Raw genomic sequence first — 18,097 nt, 5'->3', positions numbered from 1 at the left:
TTGCCAGGCCGATCCCGCTCGCGTCGGCCCTGGCTGGAAAACAGCAGAAAATCAGGTTGGTTCGGAATGGGGAGGGGAGGCGGGGCCTGAATGGGCCAAACGCAGGCGCCGTCTGGGCTAGGGGCACTTACCCACAGATTCTGTGGATAACCCTGTGCGTGAAAATTGAAAAAGGGGCGCCAGCCCTTGCGGTTACTGGCCTGGCAGGCCTGTTCAAAAAATACCGCTGAAAATATGTTTCTATAAAAATCAAATAGTTAAAGGCGGCAGCACAAAACACTGACGGGGGAGCAAGGGAGGCAAGGGGTGTGAGATGCGCGTCAAGGAGACTTGTGCATTAAATTTGGCAGAGGGGGGCACTAAAGTGGATAACTTGCACCGAGATGGTGAGGAATTGGCTCCCCCGACTGGACTCGAACCAGTGACATACGGATTAACAGTCCGCCGTTCTACCGACTGAACTACGGGGGAACATCAGGCAAGGAGGAGCACTATACAGATAGCGCCACGTCGGGTCAATAGCCGCTCGGGGGTGGAGAGCGATACCCGTCACGGGGAAAGTCGGGGTACACTTGCGCTTTGCTTTTCTTGTCCGGAGTCGCCATGAGCAAGTCGTTTCAACTCGTCAGCCAATTTGCACCCGCGGGGGATCAACCCGCCGCCATCGGTCAGCTGCTCGAGGGGATTGAGTCCGGTCTCGCCCACCAGACCCTGCTCGGGGTGACGGGGTCGGGCAAGACCTTCACCATGGCCAACGTCATCGCCACCCTCAACCGCCCCACCATGATACTGGCGCCGAACAAGACCCTGGCCGCCCAGCTCTATGGGGAGATGAAGGAGTTCTTCCCCGACAACGCGGTGGAGTATTTCGTCTCCTACTACGACTACTACCAGCCGGAAGCCTATGTGCCGACCACGGACACCTTCATCGAGAAGGATGCCTCCATCAACGATCACATCGAGCAGATGCGGCTGTCGGCCACCAAGGCGCTGCTGGAGCGGCGCGACGTGGTGATCGTCGCCTCGGTGTCGGCCATCTATGGCCTGGGGGACCCGCAAGCCTATCTCAGCATGATGCTGCACCTCAAGGTGGGGGATCTGATCAACCAGCGGGACATACTGCGCCGCCTCGCCGAGCTGCAATATACCCGCAACGACATGGCCTTCCAGCGCGGCACCTTCCGGGTGCGCGGCGAAGTGATCGACATCTACCCGGCCGAATCGGACAAGCTGGCCCTGCGGGTGGAGTTGTTTGATGAAGAGATAGAGCGGCTCTCCCAGTTCGATCCCCTGACCGGCGCCATCGAGCAGACGGTGGTGCGCTACACCATCTACCCCAAGACCCACTACGCCACGCCGCGCGAGACCATACTCGGGGCCATCGATCACATCAAGGAGGAGCTCAAGGGGCGCCGCGAGCAGCTGCTCGCCCAGCACAAGCTGGTGGAGGAGCAGCGCATCAGCCAGCGCACCCAGTTCGACATCGAGATGATGCAGGAGCTGGGCTATTGCTCGGGCATCGAGAACTACAGCCGTTATCTGTCGGGCCGCGCCCCCGGCGAGCCGCCCCCCACCCTGTTTGACTACCTGCCGGGGGATGGCCTGCTCATCATCGACGAGTCCCACGTCACGGTGCCACAGATAGGCGCCATGTTCAAAGGGGACAGATCCCGCAAGGAGACCCTGGTGGAGTACGGCTTCCGGCTCCCCTCGGCCCTCGACAACAGACCCCTGAAGTTCGACGAGTTCGAGGCCCTGATGCCCCAGACGGTGTTCGTCTCGGCCACACCAGGCCCCTACGAGCTGGAGAAGTCCGGCGGCGACCTGGTGCAGCAGGTGGTGCGCCCTACCGGCCTGCTGGATCCCGAGATCGAGGTGCGCCCGGTCGGCACCCAGGTGGACGATCTGCTCTCGGAGATCCGCAAGCGGGTGGCGGTGGAGGAGCGGGTGCTGGTCACCACCCTCACCAAGCGGATGGCGGAGGACTTGACCGAATACCTGGCCGATCACGAGGTGCGGGTGCGCTACCTGCACTCGGACATCGACACCGTGGAGCGGGTGGAGATCATCCGGGATCTGCGCCTCGGCAAGTTCGATGTGCTGGTGGGCATCAACCTGCTGCGGGAAGGCCTCGACATGCCTGAGGTGTCGCTGGTGGCCATCCTGGATGCGGACAAGGAGGGCTTCCTGCGCTCCACCCGTTCGCTGATCCAGACCATAGGCCGGGCGGCGCGCAACCTCAACGGCCGGGTCATCCTCTACGGCGACACCATCACCAACTCCATGCAGGTAGCCATCGAGGAGACCGAGCGGCGCCGCGCCCTGCAGCATGCCCACAACCTGGAACACGGTATCACCCCCAAGGGCCTCAACAAGTCGGTGGGGGACATGATGGACATGGGGGGCAGTCGCAGCGCCGGCAAACCGGGCCGGGGCAGTCGCAAGGCCGCCGAGCCGCAAGGGGAGTACCATGCCCGCTCCGCCAGCGAGATCGCCAAGGAGATCAAACGGATGGAAGAGCAGATGTTCCAGCATGCCCGGGATCTGGAGTTCGAGCAGGCGGCCGCCCTGCGGGATCAGATCCAGCGGCTGCGCGGCGAGTTGATCGAGAGTTGAGGCCGCTGCGCACTCTGTTGGGGATTGTGCCCAGACTGCGTCGCCTCTATCTGGGCTTTCGTCACCCGGATACGCCCCTCTGGGCCAAGGGACTGGCGCTGCTGGTGCTGGCCTACGGCATCAGCCCCCTGGATCTGGTGCCGGACGTCATCCCCCTGTTCGGCTGGCTCGACGATCTGACCCTGTTCGCCTGGCTGATCTGGGGATGGGAGTCCTGCCTGCCGGCCAAGGTGCGCCAGGCCATCGCCCAGCAGACCCAGTCGAAATAGCGCGACCCATCCCTCAGGCGTAAAAAAACCGGACCCATCATGGTCCGGTTTTTGTTTGCCTCAGGGTTACTGCCAGTTGGCGGCACCCTTGGCCACTTGCAGCTTCTCGTAGGCGGTCAGCAGCTTCTGGTGCAGCGGGAACTGGCTGAGGGTTTCGTCCGCGCTCGACAGCCCGTGGAAGCGGGCCTCGCCGCTGGCGTGGGCCCAAGCCTCTGCCAGGGTCTGTTCGCCATACATGCGGGTGAAGACGGCGCGGTACTGTTCGGGATCGCGATCCGTGTCCAGGAACAGCTCGACGCAGCTCTTGAGGGCGCGGTAGTAGTTGGCGCGATCGCTTGGGAACACCGAGTGGTTGTACTCCATGGTCCAGTTGATGAGATCCAGCGCCGTTGCCAGCTCGCCGGCCGCCAGGGCCAGCATGGCTTTCAGCTCGCCGACCCGCAGGGTGTGCAGGGCGGTGCCCTTGGCGGCGGCGATGCCGAGCAGCTCGCGCACCCGGGTGCGCTCGTCGTGCCCTTCCTCTTCCAGCTGGTCATAGAAGGCCATGTACTGCTCGGCGTCCCATTCCAGGGAGGGCAGGGCCAGTATGGTTTCCCTCAGGTGGGCACCCATGGTGTTGTTGGCCAGCAGCAGATCCTCGGCCGGATAGATGTCGGACATGCCGGGCACCAGGATGCGGCAGGCGTAGACCCCCAGGTGCTCGTAGTCGGCGATGTAGACCGGCTGCTCCAGCTCGTGGAAGATGCCGAGCAGGTGATCGAACTCCTGCTGGGAGGTGCCGCGAAAATCCCAGTCGGCAAATTCGAAATCGGACTCCTGCTTGAACAGATCCCAGCTGATGAGGCCGGAGGAGTCGATGAAGTGGGTCTCCAGATTGTGGTGATCCGCCACCTGCTCGTTGTCAAACGACGGCGGCACGAACACATCCAGGTCTTTCAGGCCACGCCCTTGCAACAGTTCGGTGACGGTGCGCTCGAACGCCACTTCGAAGCGCGGGTGGGCGCCGAAGGAGGCGAAGCTGGTGCCGTTGCTCGGGTTGAGCAGCACCACGCAGATGACCGGATAACGGCCGCCCAGGGAGGCATCGAAGCTGTAGATGGGGTAGCCTTCGGCCTCCAGCGCGGCGATGGAGGCGGCAATGCCGGGGTAGCGGGCGATCACCTCGTTCGGGATCTCGGGCAGGCTGATGGCCTCGGCGATGATCTTGTTCTTGACGTGGCGCTCGAACACCTCGGACAGGGCCTGGGTGCGGGCCTCGGTCTTGGTGTTGCCGGCGCTCATGCCGTTGGAGACATAGAGGTTGCCGATGATGTTCATCGGGATATAGACGGTCTGGTGGTCGGACTGGCGCTCGAAGGGCAGGGCGACGATGCCGCGCTCCTCGTTGCCGGATTGCAAGTCCACCAGCATGTCGGCGGTCACTTCACCGTCCGGGTTGTAGAACTTGCGGGTGAAGGGGTCGAGCAGACCGGCCGGCAGCTGATCTCCCTCGATGGGGAACCACTTCTCGTTCGGGTAGTGGACGAAGTTGCCGTTCGCCACCTGCTCCCCCAGATAGAAATCGGCGAAGAAGTAGTTGGTGGAGAGACGCTCGAAATACTCGCCGAGGGCGGAGGCGAGGGCCGCCTTCTTGCTGGCACCCTTGCCGTTGGTGAAGCAGAGGGCGCACTCCTTGTCCCGGATGTGCACGGACCAGACGTTGGGCACGGGGTTGAGCCAGGAGGCCTCTTCGATATCAAACCCCAGGGCCTGCAACTTGGTCTGGAACCGCTCGATGGAGTCTTCCAGTGCCGCGTCCTTGCCGGGAATAAAAGTGTGGTCGGTCATCACAATGTCCTGATGTTTATTGGCTCATGTTCGGCCGCAGATGATAGCAGGGGTTGCGCCATTTGACAGGCAAAAAACCGGGCCGGGCCCGGACGGACAAGCTCTGCGCGGTGGAGGCAGGGAAGCGGGATCAGCCGATAACCTTGAGCCCCAGGATGCCGCCGATGATCAGCAGCAGACAGAGCACCCGGGACAGGGTGGCCGGTTCGTTGAACAGCCAGATCCCCATCAGCACGGTGCCGACTGCGCCTATGCCGGTCCAGACCGCGTAGGCGGTGCCAAGGGGCAGCTGCTTGACCGCCATGGCGAGCAGCAGCACGCTTACCCCCATGGCACCCAGGGTCAGCAGGGTGGGGAGGGGACGGCTGAAACCCTCGGTGTATTTGAGGCCGATGGCCCAGGCGACCTCGAACAGGCCGGCGACGAGCAACAGGATCCAGGACATGATGAGTATCCAGACGGGGCAGGGTCGTCCCTGCCAGGGGGTAGGCAGCGGGGTCGTCCCCGCCGGGCCATGGGCCGTGTCGCGTCATATTGCCAGAACGGGATTGGCCCTGCCAGGGGGCTATCCGGCCGCCGTTGCCGGGTATTGCAGCAACTGGCAGAGAATATTGCATAAATCGACTTGCGCCGTCCGCCACAATCCGTAATGTGGATAGACACATTTTTCGCAGCAGAATTTTACCCATCAGGCACCCGGGCCTCGCCATGTGGTGGTGGCCCTCTCGGGCCGGGTGGGTAGAGGATCCGCACTATTTAGCAGCTATCCAGGGTAGGACATTATGAAAAAAGTAGGTTTGGTCGGTTGGCGTGGCATGGTGGGTTCCGTGCTGATGAGCCGGATGCAGGAAGAGCAGGATTTTGCGCACATTCAGCCCACCTTCTTCACCACCTCCCAGGCCGGTGAGGCGGCCCCCAACTTCGGTGTCGATGCCGGTCTGCTCAAGGATGCCTTCGATATCGAGGCCCTGGCCGAGCAGGAGATCATCATCACGGCCCAGGGGGGCGATTACACCAAGGATGTCTATCCGCGCCTGAAAGCCGCCGGGTGGCAGGGCTACTGGATCGATGCCGCCTCCTCCCTGCGCATGGAGCAGGATGCCGTCATCATCCTGGATCCGGTCAATGGCGAGGTGATCGAGCAGGCCCTGAACGAGGGGATCAAGACCTTCGTCGGCGGCAACTGCACCGTCAGCCTGATGTTGCTGGCCCTGGGCGGCCTGTTCAAGGCCGATCTGGTGGAGTGGGTGAGCGTGGCCACCTATCAGGCCGCCTCCGGCGGCGGTGCCCGCCACATGCGGGAATTGGTGACCCAGATGGGCATGCTGCGTGACGAAGTCGCGGTGGAGCTGGCGGATCCCGCCTCCGCCATCCTGGATATCGAGCGCAAGGTGACCGAGAAGACCCGCTCCGGCGACCTGCCGGTGGACAACTTCGGCGTGCCGCTCGCCGGCAGCCTGATCCCCTGGATCGATACCCGGCTCGACAACGGCCAGAGCCGGGAAGAGTGGAAGGGGCAGGCGGAGACCAACAAGATCCTGGGGATCGACGGCGCCGCCATTCCGGTGGATGGTCTGTGCGTGCGGATCGGCGCCCTGCGCTGCCACAGCCAGGCCTTCACCATCAAGCTCAAGAAGGACGTGCCGCTGGCCGAGATCGAAGCCCTGCTGGCCGCCCACAACGACTGGGTGAAAGTGATCCCCAACGAGCGCGACATCAGCGCCCGGGAGCTCACCCCGGCCGCGGTGACCGGCACCCTCAATATCCCCGTGGGTCGCCTGCGCAAGCTGAACATGGGCCCGGAGTACCTGGCGGCCTTCACCGTCGGGGATCAGCTGCTGTGGGGCGCCGCCGAGCCGCTGCGCCGCATGCTGCGCATCCTGCTGGCCCGTGGTTGAGCCCGGGTGACCGTCGACTGAGGGCCCTGGGGCGTCCAGCGCGCCCCCTTCGGTCAAGAGGGGACGGGGTTGATATAGAAAAAGGGAAGGCGTCTGCCTTCCCTTTTTGCTGTCCCGAGCGCCTGCGCCGGGAGGCCATGGCCTCCCTGCTTGTCGTGCGGCGCGGCGGATCAGTAGCCCAGGGTGAAGCGCTGGCGCAGGTGGGTCGGGTGCTCCAGCTCGTTGAGCACGCCGTCCGCCAGATCGCCGACCCGGATCCCGGCGGGTTGCTCACCGCTAAACAGCACCTGATCGGCGCCGAGCCGATAGCCACCGCGCTTCTCGCCGGGCTCCAGGAACACCGGCGGGGAGAGGAAACGCCAGTCGAGGGCGGTTTCACGGCGAAGCGCCGTCAGGCCGTCGCGGGCGGCCAGGGCCCCCTGTTTCCACTCGGCCGGAAAATCCGGGGTGTCCACCAGCTGCACGCCGGGGGCAATCTCCAGGCTGCCGGCGCCGCCGACCACCAGCAGCCAGCTCCCGGCCTCTTTGGCGGCGGCCACGATGGCGCTGGCTCCCTTGAGGTACTGATCGTAGATATCCGGCGTGCTCCAACCCGGGTTGTAGGCGCTGATCACCCTGTCGTGCCCCTCGAGCACGGCGGCCAGGGCCTGGGGATCCTGCGCATCCACCGCCACGGCGGTGACCTGCGGGTGAGGGGCCAGCTTGCCGACGTCGCGCACGATGGCGGTGACGCTGTGGCCACGGCTGATGGCTTCGCTCAGGATGGCGGATCCGACAAAACCGCTGGCACCGATGAGGGCAATTTTCATGGGAGATTCTCCTTCACTATGGGAATGGGGCTATCCTACGCCCCCGGATGTGATTTAATAATCCAACATAAAATACATTCACTTGTAAGCTGGATTTAATAATGGATCAGCTCAAGCGGTACGCCATCTTCGCCGCCGTGGTGGAGGCGGGCACCATGACGGGGGCCGCCAAGGCCCTCGGCATGACCCCCTCCGCCGTCAGTCAGCATATCGGCCAGCTGGAGGGTTTGCTGGGCCTCACCCTGCTGCATCGCTCCACCCGCCGCCTCAGCCTGACCGAGGCGGGGGAGGTGGTATGGCAGGGATGCCAGTCATTGCGCCAGACCCTGGATCAGATCGATCTGCGCCTCGGCGAGCTGCGCGACAGCCTGGTGGGGGAGGTGCGGATCACGGCGCCGGTGGGCATGGCGGGGCTGCCGCTGGCCCAGGCGCTCGCCCCCTTGCTGTCGGCCCATCCCGGGCTGCAGTTCTCCATCATCGCCGATGACGGCAAGCGGGACTTGCTCAGGGAGCGGATCGATGTGGCGCTGCGGGTCGGCACCCTGGCCGACTCCAGCCTGGTGGCCCGCCGGCTCGGGGAGGCCTCCATGCTGCTCTGCGCCTCTCCCGCCTATCTGGCCAGGCGAGGGGTGCCCAGGCAGCTGGCCGAGTTGCCGGACCATGACTGGCTGCTGACCGACGCGATCGATGGTGTCCTGTGGCTGAGGGACGAGAAGGGAGAGCCCCACGGGTTGACGCTGGTGCGGCGGGTCATCTGCAACAATGTGCTGCCCCTGCGCCAGTTTGCCCTGGCGGGGCAGGGGATCGCCCTGCTGCCGGAGGGGGAGGTGAGCGAGGATCTGGCTCTGGGACGCTTGCAGGAGGTACTGCCCGCCTACCGGATGGCCCCTATGGCTATCCATGCCATCACCCCCGAGCGGGAGGTTTCCCAGAAAGTACGTCGGGTGTTGACGGCATTGCAGGACTATTTTGGCCAGGGAGGAGGGCGTGGGCGCCAGTCAAGGCCGGGATGAACGGCGCTTTGGGGTGAGCATATAAAGGGGCGGACACAAAAGAGAAGGCAGGCCTGGGCCTGCCTTGTGGCTTGATGGCGGCAGATGGGATCAGCGGTGGTAATCGCGACAGGCGATCAGGGTGTTCTCCATCAGGCTGGCGACCGTCATGGGGCCGACCCCGCCAGGTACCGGGGTGATGAAGGCGGCATGGCTGCGGGCGGTTTCGAACTCCACATCCCCCACCAGGGAGCCATCGGCGAGGCGGTTGATGCCGACATCGATCACCAGGGCGCCGGGCTTGACCCACTCACCCGGGATGAAGTTGGGCTTGCCCACCGCGACCACCAGCAGGTCGGCACGGCGCACCTGGGCTTCCAGATCCTGGGTGAAGCGGTGGCAGGTGGTGGTGGTGCAACCGGCCAGCAGCAGCTCCAGGGTCATGGGGCGGCCGACGATGTTGGAGGCGCCGACCACGACGGCGTGCAGGCCGTGGGTCTTGACGCCGGTGGCCTCGATCAGGGTCATGATCCCCTTGGGGGTGCAGGGGCGCAGGGCCGGGATCCGCTGGGCCAGTCGACCGACGTTGTAGGGGTGGAAGCCATCGACGTCCTTGTCGGGACGGATCCGCTCCAGCACCTGAGTGGTGTCGAAGTGGGCGGGCAGAGGCAGTTGTACCAAAATGCCGTCGACGTCCCCATCCTGGTTCAGCTGGTCGATCAGGGCCAGCAACTCCGCCTGGCTCGCCTCGGCGCTGAGATCATAGGAGCGGGAGACAAATCCCACCTCCTCACAGGCGCGGCGCTTGCTGCCGACATAGACCTGGGACGCGGGATCCGCGCCCACCAGGATCACCGCGAGCCCGGGGGCACGCTCTCCTGCGGCCAGCCGCTGCTGGACTTCTTTCGCCACCTGGCTGCGAATCGTTTGCGCAACCTGTTTTCCGTCAATGATTTTGGCAGACATCGTTCTTCACTCACCATGGGTTCAACTGTGCGTATTGTCGCATTTTTTTAGCCCGGGTGTTAGCGGCGTGACACGGGCGGGCAAGAAGTAGGCACTTGAATTTATTGACGGAAAAATTCGTTGACGCTGGCTTTGGCGCTTGGGTATGATGCCCGCCCGTTGCCCATCCGCCTTATCACGGATAAGCTGTTGGCAACCTTGCACATGTATTTCGGTGATTAGCGCAGCCCGGTAGCGCATCTGGTTTGGGACCAGAGGGTCAAAGGTTCGAATCCTTTATCACCGACCATTTTACCTATGTGTTTCATGGCACTGGGGCAAACCCGGTGAGTATGAAGACATTGGATAAATGCGCCCTTAGCTCAGTTGGATAGAGCAACGGCCTTCTAAGCCGTGGGTCGCAGGTTCGAATCCTGCAGGGCGCGCCATCTTGCTTTGCCAAGCATGGTACTCGTGTTTTTCAGTGGTGGCTGTAGCTCAGTTGGTAGAGTCCCGGATTGTGATTCCGGTTGTCGTGGGTTCGAGCCCCATCAGCCACCCCATTATCTCTCTCTGTTTGCCTGGCCTGCTGGCTGGTGGTGAGCAGTGACTCTCTTCGCGGAAGTGGCGAAATTGGTAGACGCACCAGATTTAGGTTCTGGCGCCCAGGCGTGAGAGTTCGAGTCTCTCCTTCCGCACCATCTCTCGATGACAAGCCGGAGTCTCCGGCACGAAAAGGCCCGTCAATGACGGGCCTTTTTGCATCCGTTGCCCCGGCGGGCTCTCCGCTTGACTGCTTTCCCGCTATTTCCAGTGTTCTCGCCATGGCCAATGATCACGCCGACGGGTTGCCAATCCGGGCCCCTGTCCGCGGGGCGTGGGCGAGCAGGGCCCATGCCGGTGGCCTTGTCACCACTTTGGTTCTGCTATTGATAATGGTTCTTGATTGGGATAACCTAGGTTTCGTTATAACATAACATTTGAGGCCATAATGAAACCCGATCTCCATCCCGATTACCGTCAGGTGCTGTTCCACGATGTGACGGCCAATACCTATTTCCTGGTGGGATCCACCCTCAAGACGGATCGCACCCAGGTGTGGGAGCAGAACGGCAAGGAGTACCCCTATCTGACCCTGGATGTCTCCAGTGCCTCCCATCCCTTCTACACCGGCAAGCAGAAGCAAGTGGGCAGCGAAGGCCAGGTGGCCCGTTTTGGTCAGCGCTTCGGCGCATTTCTCGGCAAGCAGGGGGCGGCATGAAGGTACTCGCCTCTCTCAAATCCGCCAAGACACGCCATCCTGACTGTCAGCTGGTGCGTCGGCGCGGCAAGCTGTTCGTGATCTGCAAGAGCAACCCGCGTTTCAAGGCGCGCCAGGGGTAACCTGTTCTGGCATGCATGAAGAGGGGGCGATCCGATCGCCCCCTCTTCTGTTATCGCCATTGGATCCGACTCAGAGCAGATCTTCGAGCTGGTACTTCTTGAGCAGCTGGTCGAAGGTGCCATCGGCCTTGACGCGCTCGATGGCGGCATCGAACCGGCCCTTGAGCTTGTCATCCTTCTTGCGCAGGGCCACCGCTACCCCTTCTCCCAGGATCTTGTCCTGGGTGCCGTTGAACTGGGGACCGACGAAGGCGAACTGCTTGCCCATCTCCTTGTCGAGGAAGCCCACCTTCAGCTGCACCATGTTGCCGAAGGTGTAGTCGGCGCGGCTGGACTGCAGATCCAGCATGGGGGACTGGGCGTTGACGTAGCGCTTGATCTTGGCCACGTCACCGTAGCGGGCGGTGATGAAGTTGTCCTGGGGCGTCCCCTCCTGCACCGCTATCACCTTGCCTTTGAAGTGCTCGGGGGTGTCGGCAAAGTCGGCCGCCTTGTCGCTGCGCCCCACGAAGCGGTTCTGCATCATGTAGTAGACCTGGCTGAAGGCGACCTTCTGGCGCCGCTCGTCGGTGATGTTCATGGAGGACATGATGGCGTCGTACTTGCGCACCTGCAGACCCGGCAGCAGGGCGTCCCAGGGCTGGTTGATGACCTCGCACTCGGCCTTCATGGCCGCGCACAGGGCATAGGCCAGATCGACTTCGAAGCCGCCGAGCTTGCCGCTGCTGTCGATCATCTCGAACGGGGGATAGGTGGCGTCGGTGGCGATCACCAGGGGTTTGGCGGCGGCCTGGCCGGCGGTGGCCAGGGCCATCAGCATCATTGCGGTGTTGAGTTTCATGGTCAGTCCCTTGCGGTTGTTGCGTCTGTGGCGTCATGCCAATGGTCGTGAAGGATGCCGGCTTCAGATGCCGACGGCTATCTTGCGATGGGTGAGGGCCGGCAGCTGGCTGCGCACCCTGCGCTGGGCCGCCAGATCCAGGGTGGCGATGGCCATGCCCTGACCCTCCTCTACCTGGGCCAGTACCCGGCCCCAGGGATCGATGATCATGCTGTGGCCGAAGGTGCGGCGCCCGCCGGGGTGGTGTCCCCCCTGGGCGCTGGCGAACACGAAGGCCAGGTTCTCCACCGCCCGGGCCCGCAGCAGCAATTCCCAGTGCGCGAGCCCGGTGGTGTGGGTGAAGGCCGCGGGCAGGGCGATGAAGTCGGGGGCAGGGTCAAGGCGAAACAGCTCGGGGAAGCGCAGGTCGTAGCAGATCCCGAGGCGCAGCACGCCCCAGGGCAGGGGGTGGCTCACCACCTCCCGACCCGGGCTCATGGTCGCGGCTTCGTCATATTGCTCCTGCCCGGTGCAAAAGCCAAACAGGTGCAGCTTGTCGTAGCGGCTGGCGAGCTGCCCTTGCGGGTCGATGAGCAGGCTGCTGTTGTGCATCTTGCCGGGCTCGTCGCTCTCAAGGGGCAGGGTGCCGGCCAGCAGCCAGATCCCGAGCTCCCGGGCCAGCTCCCGGGCCCAGGCCAGCAGGGGGTGATCGCTCACGGGGGCGGCCAGGGCGACCCGCGCCCGCTCGTCAACCGGCATCAGGTAGAAGTATTCGGGCAGCAGGGCCAGCTCGGCCCCCTCGGCTGCCGCCTGGCGCAGCAGCGCCTCGGCCTGGACCAGGTTGTGATCAAGCTGGTCTGCTGAGACCATCTGCAGAACGGCAACGCGCACTGAATCCATGGTGCCTCCTAGACGCCGCACAGGCGCTCGGCGCCTGCCAGCAGGGTGTCGTCATCCTTGGAGAAGGAGAGGCGGATGACCCGCTGATCCGCGGCGTCGTGATAGAAGGCGGAGACGGGTATGGTGGCGACCCCGTGGTCGCGGATGAGGCGCTGCACGAACAGGCTGTCGGGCTCGTCGCTGATCCGTTCATAGCTCGCCAGCATGAAGAAGCTGCCGGCGGAGGGGAGCAGGGTAAAGCGAGAATCCCCCAGGGCCGAGGTCAGCAGGTCGCGCTTGCGCTGGTAGAAGTCCGCCAGCCCCTGGTAGTGGGCCGGTTGCTGCAACAGGTGGGCGAAGCCGTACTGCATGGGGGTATCGGCGGCGAACATGGCAAACTGGTGCACCTTGCGGATCTCCTCCATCAGGGGGCGGGGCGCCACGCAGTAACCCACCCGCCAGCCGGTGACGTGGAAGGTCTTGCCGAAGGAGAAGACGGCGACGGCGCGCTCCACCAGTTCCGGATAGCGGATCACGCTCTGGTGCAGGGCGCCGTCGAACACCACGTGCTCGTACACCTCGTCCGAGAGGATCAGGATGTCGGTGCCGCGCACCAGGCGGGCCAGACGCTCCTGATCCCCCGCCTGCCAGACGGTGCCGGTGGGGTTGTGGGGGGTGTTGAGCACTATCATGCGGGTGCGGGGGCTGATGCGGGCGGCCACTTCCTCCCAGGGAATGGCAAAATCCGGCGCCTTGAGGGCGATCACCACTGGGGTGGCCCCTTGCAGCTGGATCATGGGGCGGTAGCTGTCAAACGCCGGTTCGAACATGATCACCTCGTCCCCCGGGTGCACCAGGGCGGTGATGGCGCAGAACAGGGCCTCGCTGGCGCTGGCGGTGATGGTGACTTCCTCGCCGGCGTCATAGTGGTGGCCATAGCTGGTCGCTATCTTGGCCGCCAGCTGCTCGCGCAATTCGGGCAGCCCCGTCATGGGGGCATACTGGTTCTCCCCGGCCAGCATGGCCTCGTGGGTCACCCGGATGAGCTCGGGATCGCAGGGAAAGCTCGGCGCCCCCTGAGAGAGGTTGATGCTGGGATGGCGGGCGGCCAGATCCCCGATCACGCTGAAGATGGTGGTGCCCACCTGGGGCAGTTTGCTGAGGATGCGAGGGGAGGACATGGGACCATCACCTGAGTATGTGAATGAGGTCCCTTTTTAGCCCTCGCTCCCTTGCCGGACAACGGATTATTCGGCATGGTATGCGTGAGTTTATCTCAAGCATGGAGGCTTGCATGATATGGTCCCCCCCTCGCAGCCAGTTGCCCCTCTACGGGCTGCAAGTATTCGAGTGCGCCGCCCGCCATCTGAGCTTCACCCTGGCGGCCGATGAGCTGTGCGTGAGCCCGGGCGCGGTGAGCAAGCAGATCGCCCAGCTGGAGGCGCGCCTCGGTCACCCCCTCTTCTTGCGCGGCACCCGCTGCCTCGCCCTGACCCCGGCCGCCGAGCAGTTGTTGCCCTATGTCAGCGAGGGGCTGGCCCGCATGGGGGAGGGGCTAGGTGTCCTGCAAGCCCTGCCCCAGCAGCAAGCCATCAGCATCAAGGTGCCCTCCTGCGCCAGTCGCTGGCTGCTGCGGCAGTTGCAGGCGTGCGAGGGGGAGGCGGTGGAGGTGCGCGGCAGCCATAGCCACGGCATCGACTTCTCCCGGGAGCCCTTCGATCTCGCCATCGTCTACCAGCCCTGCCAGGGGCGATCCCCCCAGAGTCTGCCGCTGTTTCGCGAACGCCTCACCCCCATCTGCGCCCCCGCCTTTGCCGCCAGACACGCGCTGTTCGATCGCCCCATCACGGATCTGCTGACGCTGCCGCTGCTCCATGCCAGCGCGGATCGACGGGACTGGCGCAACTGGTTCGCCGCCTTCGTCGAGACGCCTTGGCTCCCCAGGGGGGGCCAGCTGTTCGATACCCTGGATCTCGCGATGAATGCCGCCTTGCAGGGGTTTGGTATCTCCCTTGGGGATCCCACCATAGTGGCCGAGGAGCTGGAGAGCGGCGTGCTGGTGGCCCCCTTCGCCCCCGTGCTCGGCACGGATCACGAATATGCCCTCTTGATGCGCCCCGACAGTCAGCGAGCCGGGGTGCACAGGGTCCATGAGTGGTTGTGCAACAGCGTTCAGCCGCTTCGCTGACTTTTCCGCTTGCCCCCTTTACAGGGGGTAAAAATACTGTATAAAATTACAGTATCAACAGCGGAGGTGCGTATGCGTCTGGAAATCATCATCGACAGGAAAAAACAGGTCTCCCCCGACATCATGGCGGCTCTGGAGCAGGAGCTGCTCAAGCAGCTGGGTCGCCGTTTCCCCGATATCCAGGTGCGGGTGGCGGGGGGCAGCAACATGGCCCTGAACATCACCCGGGCCAGCAAGGAGGAAAAAGAGCTGCTGGAGGAGCTGGTGCAGGAGGTGTGGGAGAACGCCGAGAGTTGGATGCCGGAGTCGAGCGTCGCCTGACAAGGGTGGGCGCCTGCTCCATGGGCGCCAACGCCTCCATGGGGCCGGCCATGCGCCCACGCCGGATCCGGGGACCAGGCTGTCCTGTCTCTGTCTCTGCTGCATCGCGCCGGGTTAGAGCCCGGCCCAGGCCTTGAGGCTGAGGGTCTGGACCCGGCGGTTGGCGGCGCGGATCTCGCCATCGGCCTTGAGGTCCCGCAGCACAGTGGGCAGGGCGGCGGCCACCTCGGCCTGGCTCATGCCCGGATGCAGGGCCGGGTGATAGGCCATCTTGAGCAGCAGGTAGTCCAGCCCGGTCAGGAAGCTGTCCGTGCTGCGATCGTTGAACACGGAGGGGAAGACGGCATCCGAGTCGTTGGGCAGCCCCATCACCTGGGTCAGCTCCTCCACCACGCAATCGAGAAACCGCCCCTTGTCCCGGCTGGCGTCCACCGGGATGATGATGCTGGCCCGGCGGATGGCCCCCTCCCTGTCGGTGACAAAATTGGCCAGGCAGAGACCATCGGCCAGGGCGGCGCTCACACTCGGGCTCTTGCCCATCAGGCGCTCTGCCCATTGCGCCACCTTGGCGCGGCGGGTCATCACCAGGGTGAGGTTGGCCGCCGCCGCGCCCTTGGCGAGGGCGACAGGGTGGCCGGTGATCCGGGCCAGGTGGGCCGCCTGGATCTTCACCACCTCGGCCTGCAGCGGCTTGTCCCCCACCTCGTTGACGAGGCGGATCCTGACGGGGTCGCGCCAGCGGTTGAAGCTGACAGGCCCGGCGTCCCTGTATTCCCGCCCGAGCGCCACCCGCTGGAAGCTCTCCATCAGATAGGCATCCTGCTGCCAGTGCGCCAGGGCCTGGGCGGCCATGGCGGGCAGGAGCAGCAGCAGGCAGGCGAGCAGCCTCACCCCGCCCCCTTCTCCAGGTCTCGCCAGGTGAGCCAGAGCCGCAGATCGAACTCCAGCTGGTGGTAATCCGGCTCCATGTGCTGGCAGAGCTGGTAGAAGGCCTTGTTGTGCTCCTTCTCCCGGATATGGGCCAGCTCATGGACCACTATCATCCTGAGAAACGCCGGGGGGGCGGCCTTGAACAGGGCGGCGATGCGGATCTCGTTCTTGGCCTTGAGCTTGTTGCCCTGCACCCGGCTGACATAGGTGTGCAGGCCAAGGGCATCCTTGATCACGTTGATCTTGCCATCGAAGATCACCTTGGCGAGGGGCGCCGAACTCTTGAGGTAGCGGCTCTTGAGCTCCTGGGTGTAGGCGAGCAGGGCCTTGTCGCTCTGAATGAGGTGGCTGTCCGGGTAGCGTTTGGCGAGAAACTCACCGAGTTTGCCGTGGGCGATCAGCTGCAACACCTGGGCCTTGAGGGGCTCGGGATAGCCGCCGAGATAGGTCAATGCCGTCATGGGACTCCTGCCGGATGAAAAAGGATGAAACGAAGAGGCCCCTCATTGTAGCCAATGGGGGGCCTGATTTATATCCGGGTCTTGCCGGGGCTCGCGGCCGCGCCGGGATCACTCGCGGCGGTAGAGACCGGGCTCGACCTCCCGATAGTGGGTCTCCAGGTAGCGATAGAAGGCTTGGGTGGAGGGGGGCGCGGACGGCTGGCGCCCCAGGGCGACTTTTTCCGCCTTGGCGATGATGAACTTGGGGGGCTGGCGCTGCAGATCCTGCAGCACCCGCTCGCGCACGTCATAGGGGGGATTGACGTTGGCGAAGAACAGATAGGCCGAAGCGGGTTGGCGATCGGTCCACAGATAATATTGGGGCTGGATGGCGTCGACCCAGATCCTGTCGCTCGGGGTGGTCTCGGCCAGGATGCGATCGACCCGCACCTGGGCGGCGGCATTGAAGGGGCGACCCTTCTGGGTGCCATCCCAGGCGTTGTTGATCATCAGGGCCAGCATGGCCAGGGTGGCGAGCCAGGGGGTGGCGGATCGCACATCCCAGGCACGCCACAGGGGCAGCAGGATCAGCACGGGCAAGGCCCACAGCAGGCTGGTCCCCAGCACCTCGCTCACCCGATCCAGGCTCCACTCCTTGTTGCTCCAGCCAAAGACCAGCTGCTGGGCCAGCAGCCAGCTGGCGGTGAGCACCACCAGGGAGATGCAAAACAGGCCCATGAGATCGCTCTGGCGCTCGCTGCGATCGAGCAGACAGGCCAGCGGCAGCAGCCCCAGCGGCAGGTAGAGCACATCATAGTGATCGAACACATGACCCGACACCGAGTTGGCGATCAGGGTGAACAGCACCCCCAGCAGGGTGGCGAGCAGGGCGGGCAGATACCACTCCTGGCGTCGGCTCAGCATCAGGAGGATGAAGGGGGGGAGCAGCATGACCAGACCGGTGCGCAGCAGGCCGACCGCCCCCACATAGACGGAGAAGCCATTGCCATAGCTCCCCTCGAAGAAGATGTCGAAGGCGTAGTACTTGAAGTCGGCCAGCAGCCCATGGTGCTGGAAATAGCCATAGAGAGGGCCGCCAATCAGGGCCAGGCCCAGCAGGCTGGAGAGCAGCAGCAGCAGGGCATCGCGCCATTGTTCGCGCAGGCACCACTGGCAGAACAGCACCAGATACCAGGTCCCCCAGAGGGCGCCGTTGTTGGTGCGCATCCAGGCGACGATGGCGAAGCTGAGCCCGGCCACCAGGGCCGGCCACCAGCGAAACTCCTTGTCCAGCAGCAGGGTGATGAAGGCCCACTGGGCGAGCAGGGCCAAATGAAACGTCCAGTCCTCCGTCATGTTGCCGTAGTAGTAACGGGTGCCGTACAGGGCCAGTACCGCCAGCATGGCGCCGAGGCGGGCGCGAAAGGAGAGGGCGAGCTGGTTGAAGGCTTGCCAGCTCGCCAGCAGGCCGAGCCAGCACAGGATGAGCTCCAGCAGCCAGATGCCGCGAAAACCGTCCAGCCAGTAACCCAGGGCATCCAGGGCGAAGATCATGGGGCCCTTGATGTCGATCATGTCGCGATAGAGCACACCCCCTTCATGCCACATCTTGCCCATGACGGCGAACAGCGAGGCATCGAAGCCGGGAGCCATGCCATAGAAGAGCGGGTTGCGCAGGCAAAACAGGCAGGCGATGAGGCCGGTCAACAGGATGGCGAGGGGGCGCAGCGGCGGATTGTTGCGCGAAGAGGAGAAACGGATGGAGTGATTCATGAAGCCT

Annotated in this window: 18 protein-coding genes and 5 tRNA genes; 12 read left to right on the top strand and 11 right to left on the bottom strand. The window is 64.1% G+C overall.

The genetic code is table 11. From position 1 onward, the window contains the following. Positions 1-395: 395 nt before the first annotated feature. Positions 396-471: transfer RNA gene (locus ACW5W4_RS09365), tRNA-Asn, on the bottom strand. 132 nt (positions 472-603) lie between these two features. Here ACW5W4_RS09365 and uvrB point away from each other — a divergent pair. Both uvrB and ACW5W4_RS09355 read left to right on the top strand, forming a co-directional pair. Next, entirely contained in the window at positions 604-2,616 is a 2,013-nt protein-coding gene (uvrB, locus tag ACW5W4_RS09360; protein ID WP_456689191.1) for an excinuclease ABC subunit UvrB, read from the top strand. Between the two features lie 26 nt (positions 2,617-2,642). Continuing rightward, complete coding sequence (locus ACW5W4_RS09355; protein ID WP_456689190.1) at positions 2,643-2,885, top strand: YkvA family protein; 243 nt, start codon at positions 2,643-2,645, stop codon at positions 2,883-2,885. A gap of 66 nt (positions 2,886-2,951) precedes the next feature. Here ACW5W4_RS09355 and ycaO read toward each other — a convergent pair whose 3' ends face one another. Continuing rightward, a complete protein-coding gene (gene ycaO / locus ACW5W4_RS09350) occupies positions 2,952-4,712 on the bottom strand; it encodes a 30S ribosomal protein S12 methylthiotransferase accessory factor YcaO (protein ID WP_456689189.1) in 1,761 nt (586 codons plus the stop codon). Between the two features lie 130 nt (positions 4,713-4,842). After that, the gene (sugE, locus tag ACW5W4_RS09345; protein ID WP_456689188.1) at positions 4,843-5,157 is read right to left on the bottom strand and encodes a quaternary ammonium compound efflux SMR transporter SugE; all 315 of its coding nucleotides are present in this window, start codon (positions 5,155-5,157) and stop codon (positions 4,843-4,845) included. Positions 5,158-5,494: 337 nt separating this feature from the next. Between sugE and asd the strand changes: the two genes are divergently transcribed. Continuing rightward, positions 5,495-6,610 (top strand): aspartate-semialdehyde dehydrogenase, encoded by a 1,116-nt coding sequence (gene asd, locus ACW5W4_RS09340; protein WP_427262653.1) that lies wholly within the window; start codon positions 5,495-5,497, stop codon positions 6,608-6,610. 170 nt (positions 6,611-6,780) lie between these two features. On the opposite strand, the gene ACW5W4_RS09335 is transcribed toward asd, so the two are convergent. Then, a complete protein-coding gene (locus ACW5W4_RS09335) occupies positions 6,781-7,419 on the bottom strand; it encodes an NAD(P)-dependent oxidoreductase (protein ID WP_427262654.1) in 639 nt (212 codons plus the stop codon). A gap of 101 nt (positions 7,420-7,520) precedes the next feature. Between ACW5W4_RS09335 and ACW5W4_RS09330 the strand changes: the two genes are divergently transcribed. Continuing rightward, a complete protein-coding gene (locus ACW5W4_RS09330; protein WP_427262655.1) occupies positions 7,521-8,432 on the top strand; it encodes a LysR family transcriptional regulator in 912 nt (303 codons plus the stop codon). A gap of 90 nt (positions 8,433-8,522) precedes the next feature. On the opposite strand, the gene folD is transcribed toward ACW5W4_RS09330, so the two are convergent. After that, complete coding sequence (gene folD, locus ACW5W4_RS09325) at positions 8,523-9,377, bottom strand: bifunctional methylenetetrahydrofolate dehydrogenase/methenyltetrahydrofolate cyclohydrolase FolD (protein ID WP_427262656.1); 855 nt, start codon at positions 9,375-9,377, stop codon at positions 8,523-8,525. A 212-nt stretch (positions 9,378-9,589) separates the two neighbouring features. Between folD and ACW5W4_RS09320 the strand changes: the two genes are divergently transcribed. The 6 genes from ACW5W4_RS09320 to ykgO all read left to right on the top strand — a co-directional run bounded on the left by ACW5W4_RS09320 (position 9,590) and on the right by ykgO (position 10,739). Continuing rightward, a tRNA-Pro gene (locus tag ACW5W4_RS09320) sits at positions 9,590-9,666 on the top strand. 62 nt (positions 9,667-9,728) lie between these two features. Beyond that, positions 9,729-9,805: transfer RNA gene (locus tag ACW5W4_RS09315), tRNA-Arg, on the top strand. Positions 9,806-9,843: 38 nt separating this feature from the next. Continuing rightward, positions 9,844-9,919 (top strand) — tRNA-His (locus ACW5W4_RS09310). A gap of 55 nt (positions 9,920-9,974) precedes the next feature. Next, a tRNA-Leu gene (locus ACW5W4_RS09305) sits at positions 9,975-10,057 on the top strand. A gap of 290 nt (positions 10,058-10,347) precedes the next feature. Continuing rightward, entirely contained in the window at positions 10,348-10,617 is a 270-nt protein-coding gene (locus ACW5W4_RS09300; RefSeq protein WP_456689187.1) for a type B 50S ribosomal protein L31, read from the top strand. After that, positions 10,614-10,739, top strand: coding sequence for a type B 50S ribosomal protein L36 (ykgO, locus tag ACW5W4_RS09295; protein WP_005909330.1), 126 nt, complete (start codon positions 10,614-10,616; stop codon positions 10,737-10,739). Before ACW5W4_RS09300 ends, ykgO begins: the two co-directional genes overlap by 4 nt. Before the next feature lie 70 nt (positions 10,740-10,809). On the opposite strand, the gene ACW5W4_RS09290 is transcribed toward ykgO, so the two are convergent. The 3 genes from ACW5W4_RS09290 to ACW5W4_RS09280 form a co-directional block, all read right to left on the bottom strand. Then, positions 10,810-11,580: an ABC transporter substrate-binding protein gene (locus ACW5W4_RS09290; RefSeq protein WP_456689186.1), complete on the bottom strand. Its 771-nt coding sequence runs from the start codon at positions 11,578-11,580 to the stop codon at positions 10,810-10,812. A 63-nt stretch (positions 11,581-11,643) separates the two neighbouring features. Further along, the gene (locus tag ACW5W4_RS09285; protein WP_456689185.1) at positions 11,644-12,459 is read right to left on the bottom strand and encodes a carbon-nitrogen hydrolase family protein; all 816 of its coding nucleotides are present in this window, start codon (positions 12,457-12,459) and stop codon (positions 11,644-11,646) included. An 8-nt stretch (positions 12,460-12,467) separates the two neighbouring features. Continuing rightward, positions 12,468-13,619 (bottom strand): methionine aminotransferase, encoded by a 1,152-nt coding sequence (locus tag ACW5W4_RS09280; RefSeq protein WP_456689184.1) that lies wholly within the window; start codon positions 13,617-13,619, stop codon positions 12,468-12,470. 113 nt (positions 13,620-13,732) lie between these two features. Here ACW5W4_RS09280 and ACW5W4_RS09275 point away from each other — a divergent pair, with 113 nt between their 5' ends. Both ACW5W4_RS09275 and ACW5W4_RS09270 read left to right on the top strand, forming a co-directional pair. After that, a complete protein-coding gene (locus ACW5W4_RS09275) occupies positions 13,733-14,626 on the top strand; it encodes a LysR family transcriptional regulator (protein WP_456689183.1) in 894 nt (297 codons plus the stop codon). Positions 14,627-14,698: 72 nt separating this feature from the next. After that, the gene (locus tag ACW5W4_RS09270; RefSeq protein ID WP_111874629.1) at positions 14,699-14,947 is read left to right on the top strand and encodes a DinI-like family protein; all 249 of its coding nucleotides are present in this window, start codon (positions 14,699-14,701) and stop codon (positions 14,945-14,947) included. A 114-nt stretch (positions 14,948-15,061) separates the two neighbouring features. On the opposite strand, the gene ACW5W4_RS09265 is transcribed toward ACW5W4_RS09270, so the two are convergent. The 3 genes from ACW5W4_RS09265 to ACW5W4_RS09255 form a co-directional block, all read right to left on the bottom strand. Continuing rightward, a complete protein-coding gene (locus tag ACW5W4_RS09265) occupies positions 15,062-15,799 on the bottom strand; it encodes a DUF2927 domain-containing protein (RefSeq protein ID WP_456689220.1) in 738 nt (245 codons plus the stop codon). Between the two features lie 35 nt (positions 15,800-15,834). After that, entirely contained in the window at positions 15,835-16,338 is a 504-nt protein-coding gene (locus tag ACW5W4_RS09260) for a M48 family metallopeptidase (protein ID WP_456689182.1), read from the bottom strand. Between the two features lie 108 nt (positions 16,339-16,446). Further along, positions 16,447-18,090 (bottom strand): hypothetical protein, encoded by a 1,644-nt coding sequence (locus ACW5W4_RS09255; protein ID WP_456689181.1) that lies wholly within the window; start codon positions 18,088-18,090, stop codon positions 16,447-16,449. Between the last annotated feature and the right edge of the window lie 7 nt (positions 18,091-18,097).

The sequence above is a fragment of the Aeromonas crassostreae genome (genome assembly GCF_054052445.1).
Note: the sequence above shows the minus strand (reverse complement) of the source record. Positions and strands in the feature narration are given on the sequence as shown.

What these genes read in the sequence shown, in the direction of transcription:
- ACW5W4_RS09285 (WP_456689185.1), bottom strand. Translation starts at nt 12,459, where the DNA reads ATGGATTCAGTGCGCGTTGCCGTTCTGCAGATGGTCTCAGCAGACCAG.
- asd (WP_427262653.1), top strand. Translation starts at nt 5,495, where the DNA reads ATGAAAAAAGTAGGTTTGGTCGGTTGGCGTGGCATGGTGGGTTCCGTG.
- ACW5W4_RS09260 (WP_456689182.1), bottom strand. Translation starts at nt 16,338, where the DNA reads ATGACGGCATTGACCTATCTCGGCGGCTATCCCGAGCCCCTCAAGGCC.
- sugE (WP_456689188.1), bottom strand. Translation starts at nt 5,157, where the DNA reads ATGTCCTGGATCCTGTTGCTCGTCGCCGGCCTGTTCGAGGTCGCCTGG.
- ACW5W4_RS09270 (WP_111874629.1), top strand. Translation starts at nt 14,699, where the DNA reads ATGCGTCTGGAAATCATCATCGACAGGAAAAAACAGGTCTCCCCCGAC.
- ACW5W4_RS09255 (WP_456689181.1), bottom strand. Translation starts at nt 18,090, where the DNA reads ATGAATCACTCCATCCGTTTCTCCTCTTCGCGCAACAATCCGCCGCTG.
- ykgO (WP_005909330.1), top strand. Translation starts at nt 10,614, where the DNA reads ATGAAGGTACTCGCCTCTCTCAAATCCGCCAAGACACGCCATCCTGAC.
- ACW5W4_RS09330 (WP_427262655.1), top strand. Translation starts at nt 7,521, where the DNA reads ATGGATCAGCTCAAGCGGTACGCCATCTTCGCCGCCGTGGTGGAGGCG.
- ACW5W4_RS09335 (WP_427262654.1), bottom strand. Translation starts at nt 7,419, where the DNA reads ATGAAAATTGCCCTCATCGGTGCCAGCGGTTTTGTCGGATCCGCCATC.
- uvrB (WP_456689191.1), top strand. Translation starts at nt 604, where the DNA reads ATGAGCAAGTCGTTTCAACTCGTCAGCCAATTTGCACCCGCGGGGGAT.
- folD (WP_427262656.1), bottom strand. Translation starts at nt 9,377, where the DNA reads ATGTCTGCCAAAATCATTGACGGAAAACAGGTTGCGCAAACGATTCGC.
- ACW5W4_RS09300 (WP_456689187.1), top strand. Translation starts at nt 10,348, where the DNA reads ATGAAACCCGATCTCCATCCCGATTACCGTCAGGTGCTGTTCCACGAT.
- ycaO (WP_456689189.1), bottom strand. Translation starts at nt 4,712, where the DNA reads ATGACCGACCACACTTTTATTCCCGGCAAGGACGCGGCACTGGAAGAC.
- ACW5W4_RS09290 (WP_456689186.1), bottom strand. Translation starts at nt 11,580, where the DNA reads ATGAAACTCAACACCGCAATGATGCTGATGGCCCTGGCCACCGCCGGC.
- ACW5W4_RS09275 (WP_456689183.1), top strand. Translation starts at nt 13,733, where the DNA reads ATGATATGGTCCCCCCCTCGCAGCCAGTTGCCCCTCTACGGGCTGCAA.
- ACW5W4_RS09265 (WP_456689220.1), bottom strand. Translation starts at nt 15,799, where the DNA reads ATGGCCGCCCAGGCCCTGGCGCACTGGCAGCAGGATGCCTATCTGATG.
- ACW5W4_RS09280 (WP_456689184.1), bottom strand. Translation starts at nt 13,619, where the DNA reads ATGTCCTCCCCTCGCATCCTCAGCAAACTGCCCCAGGTGGGCACCACC.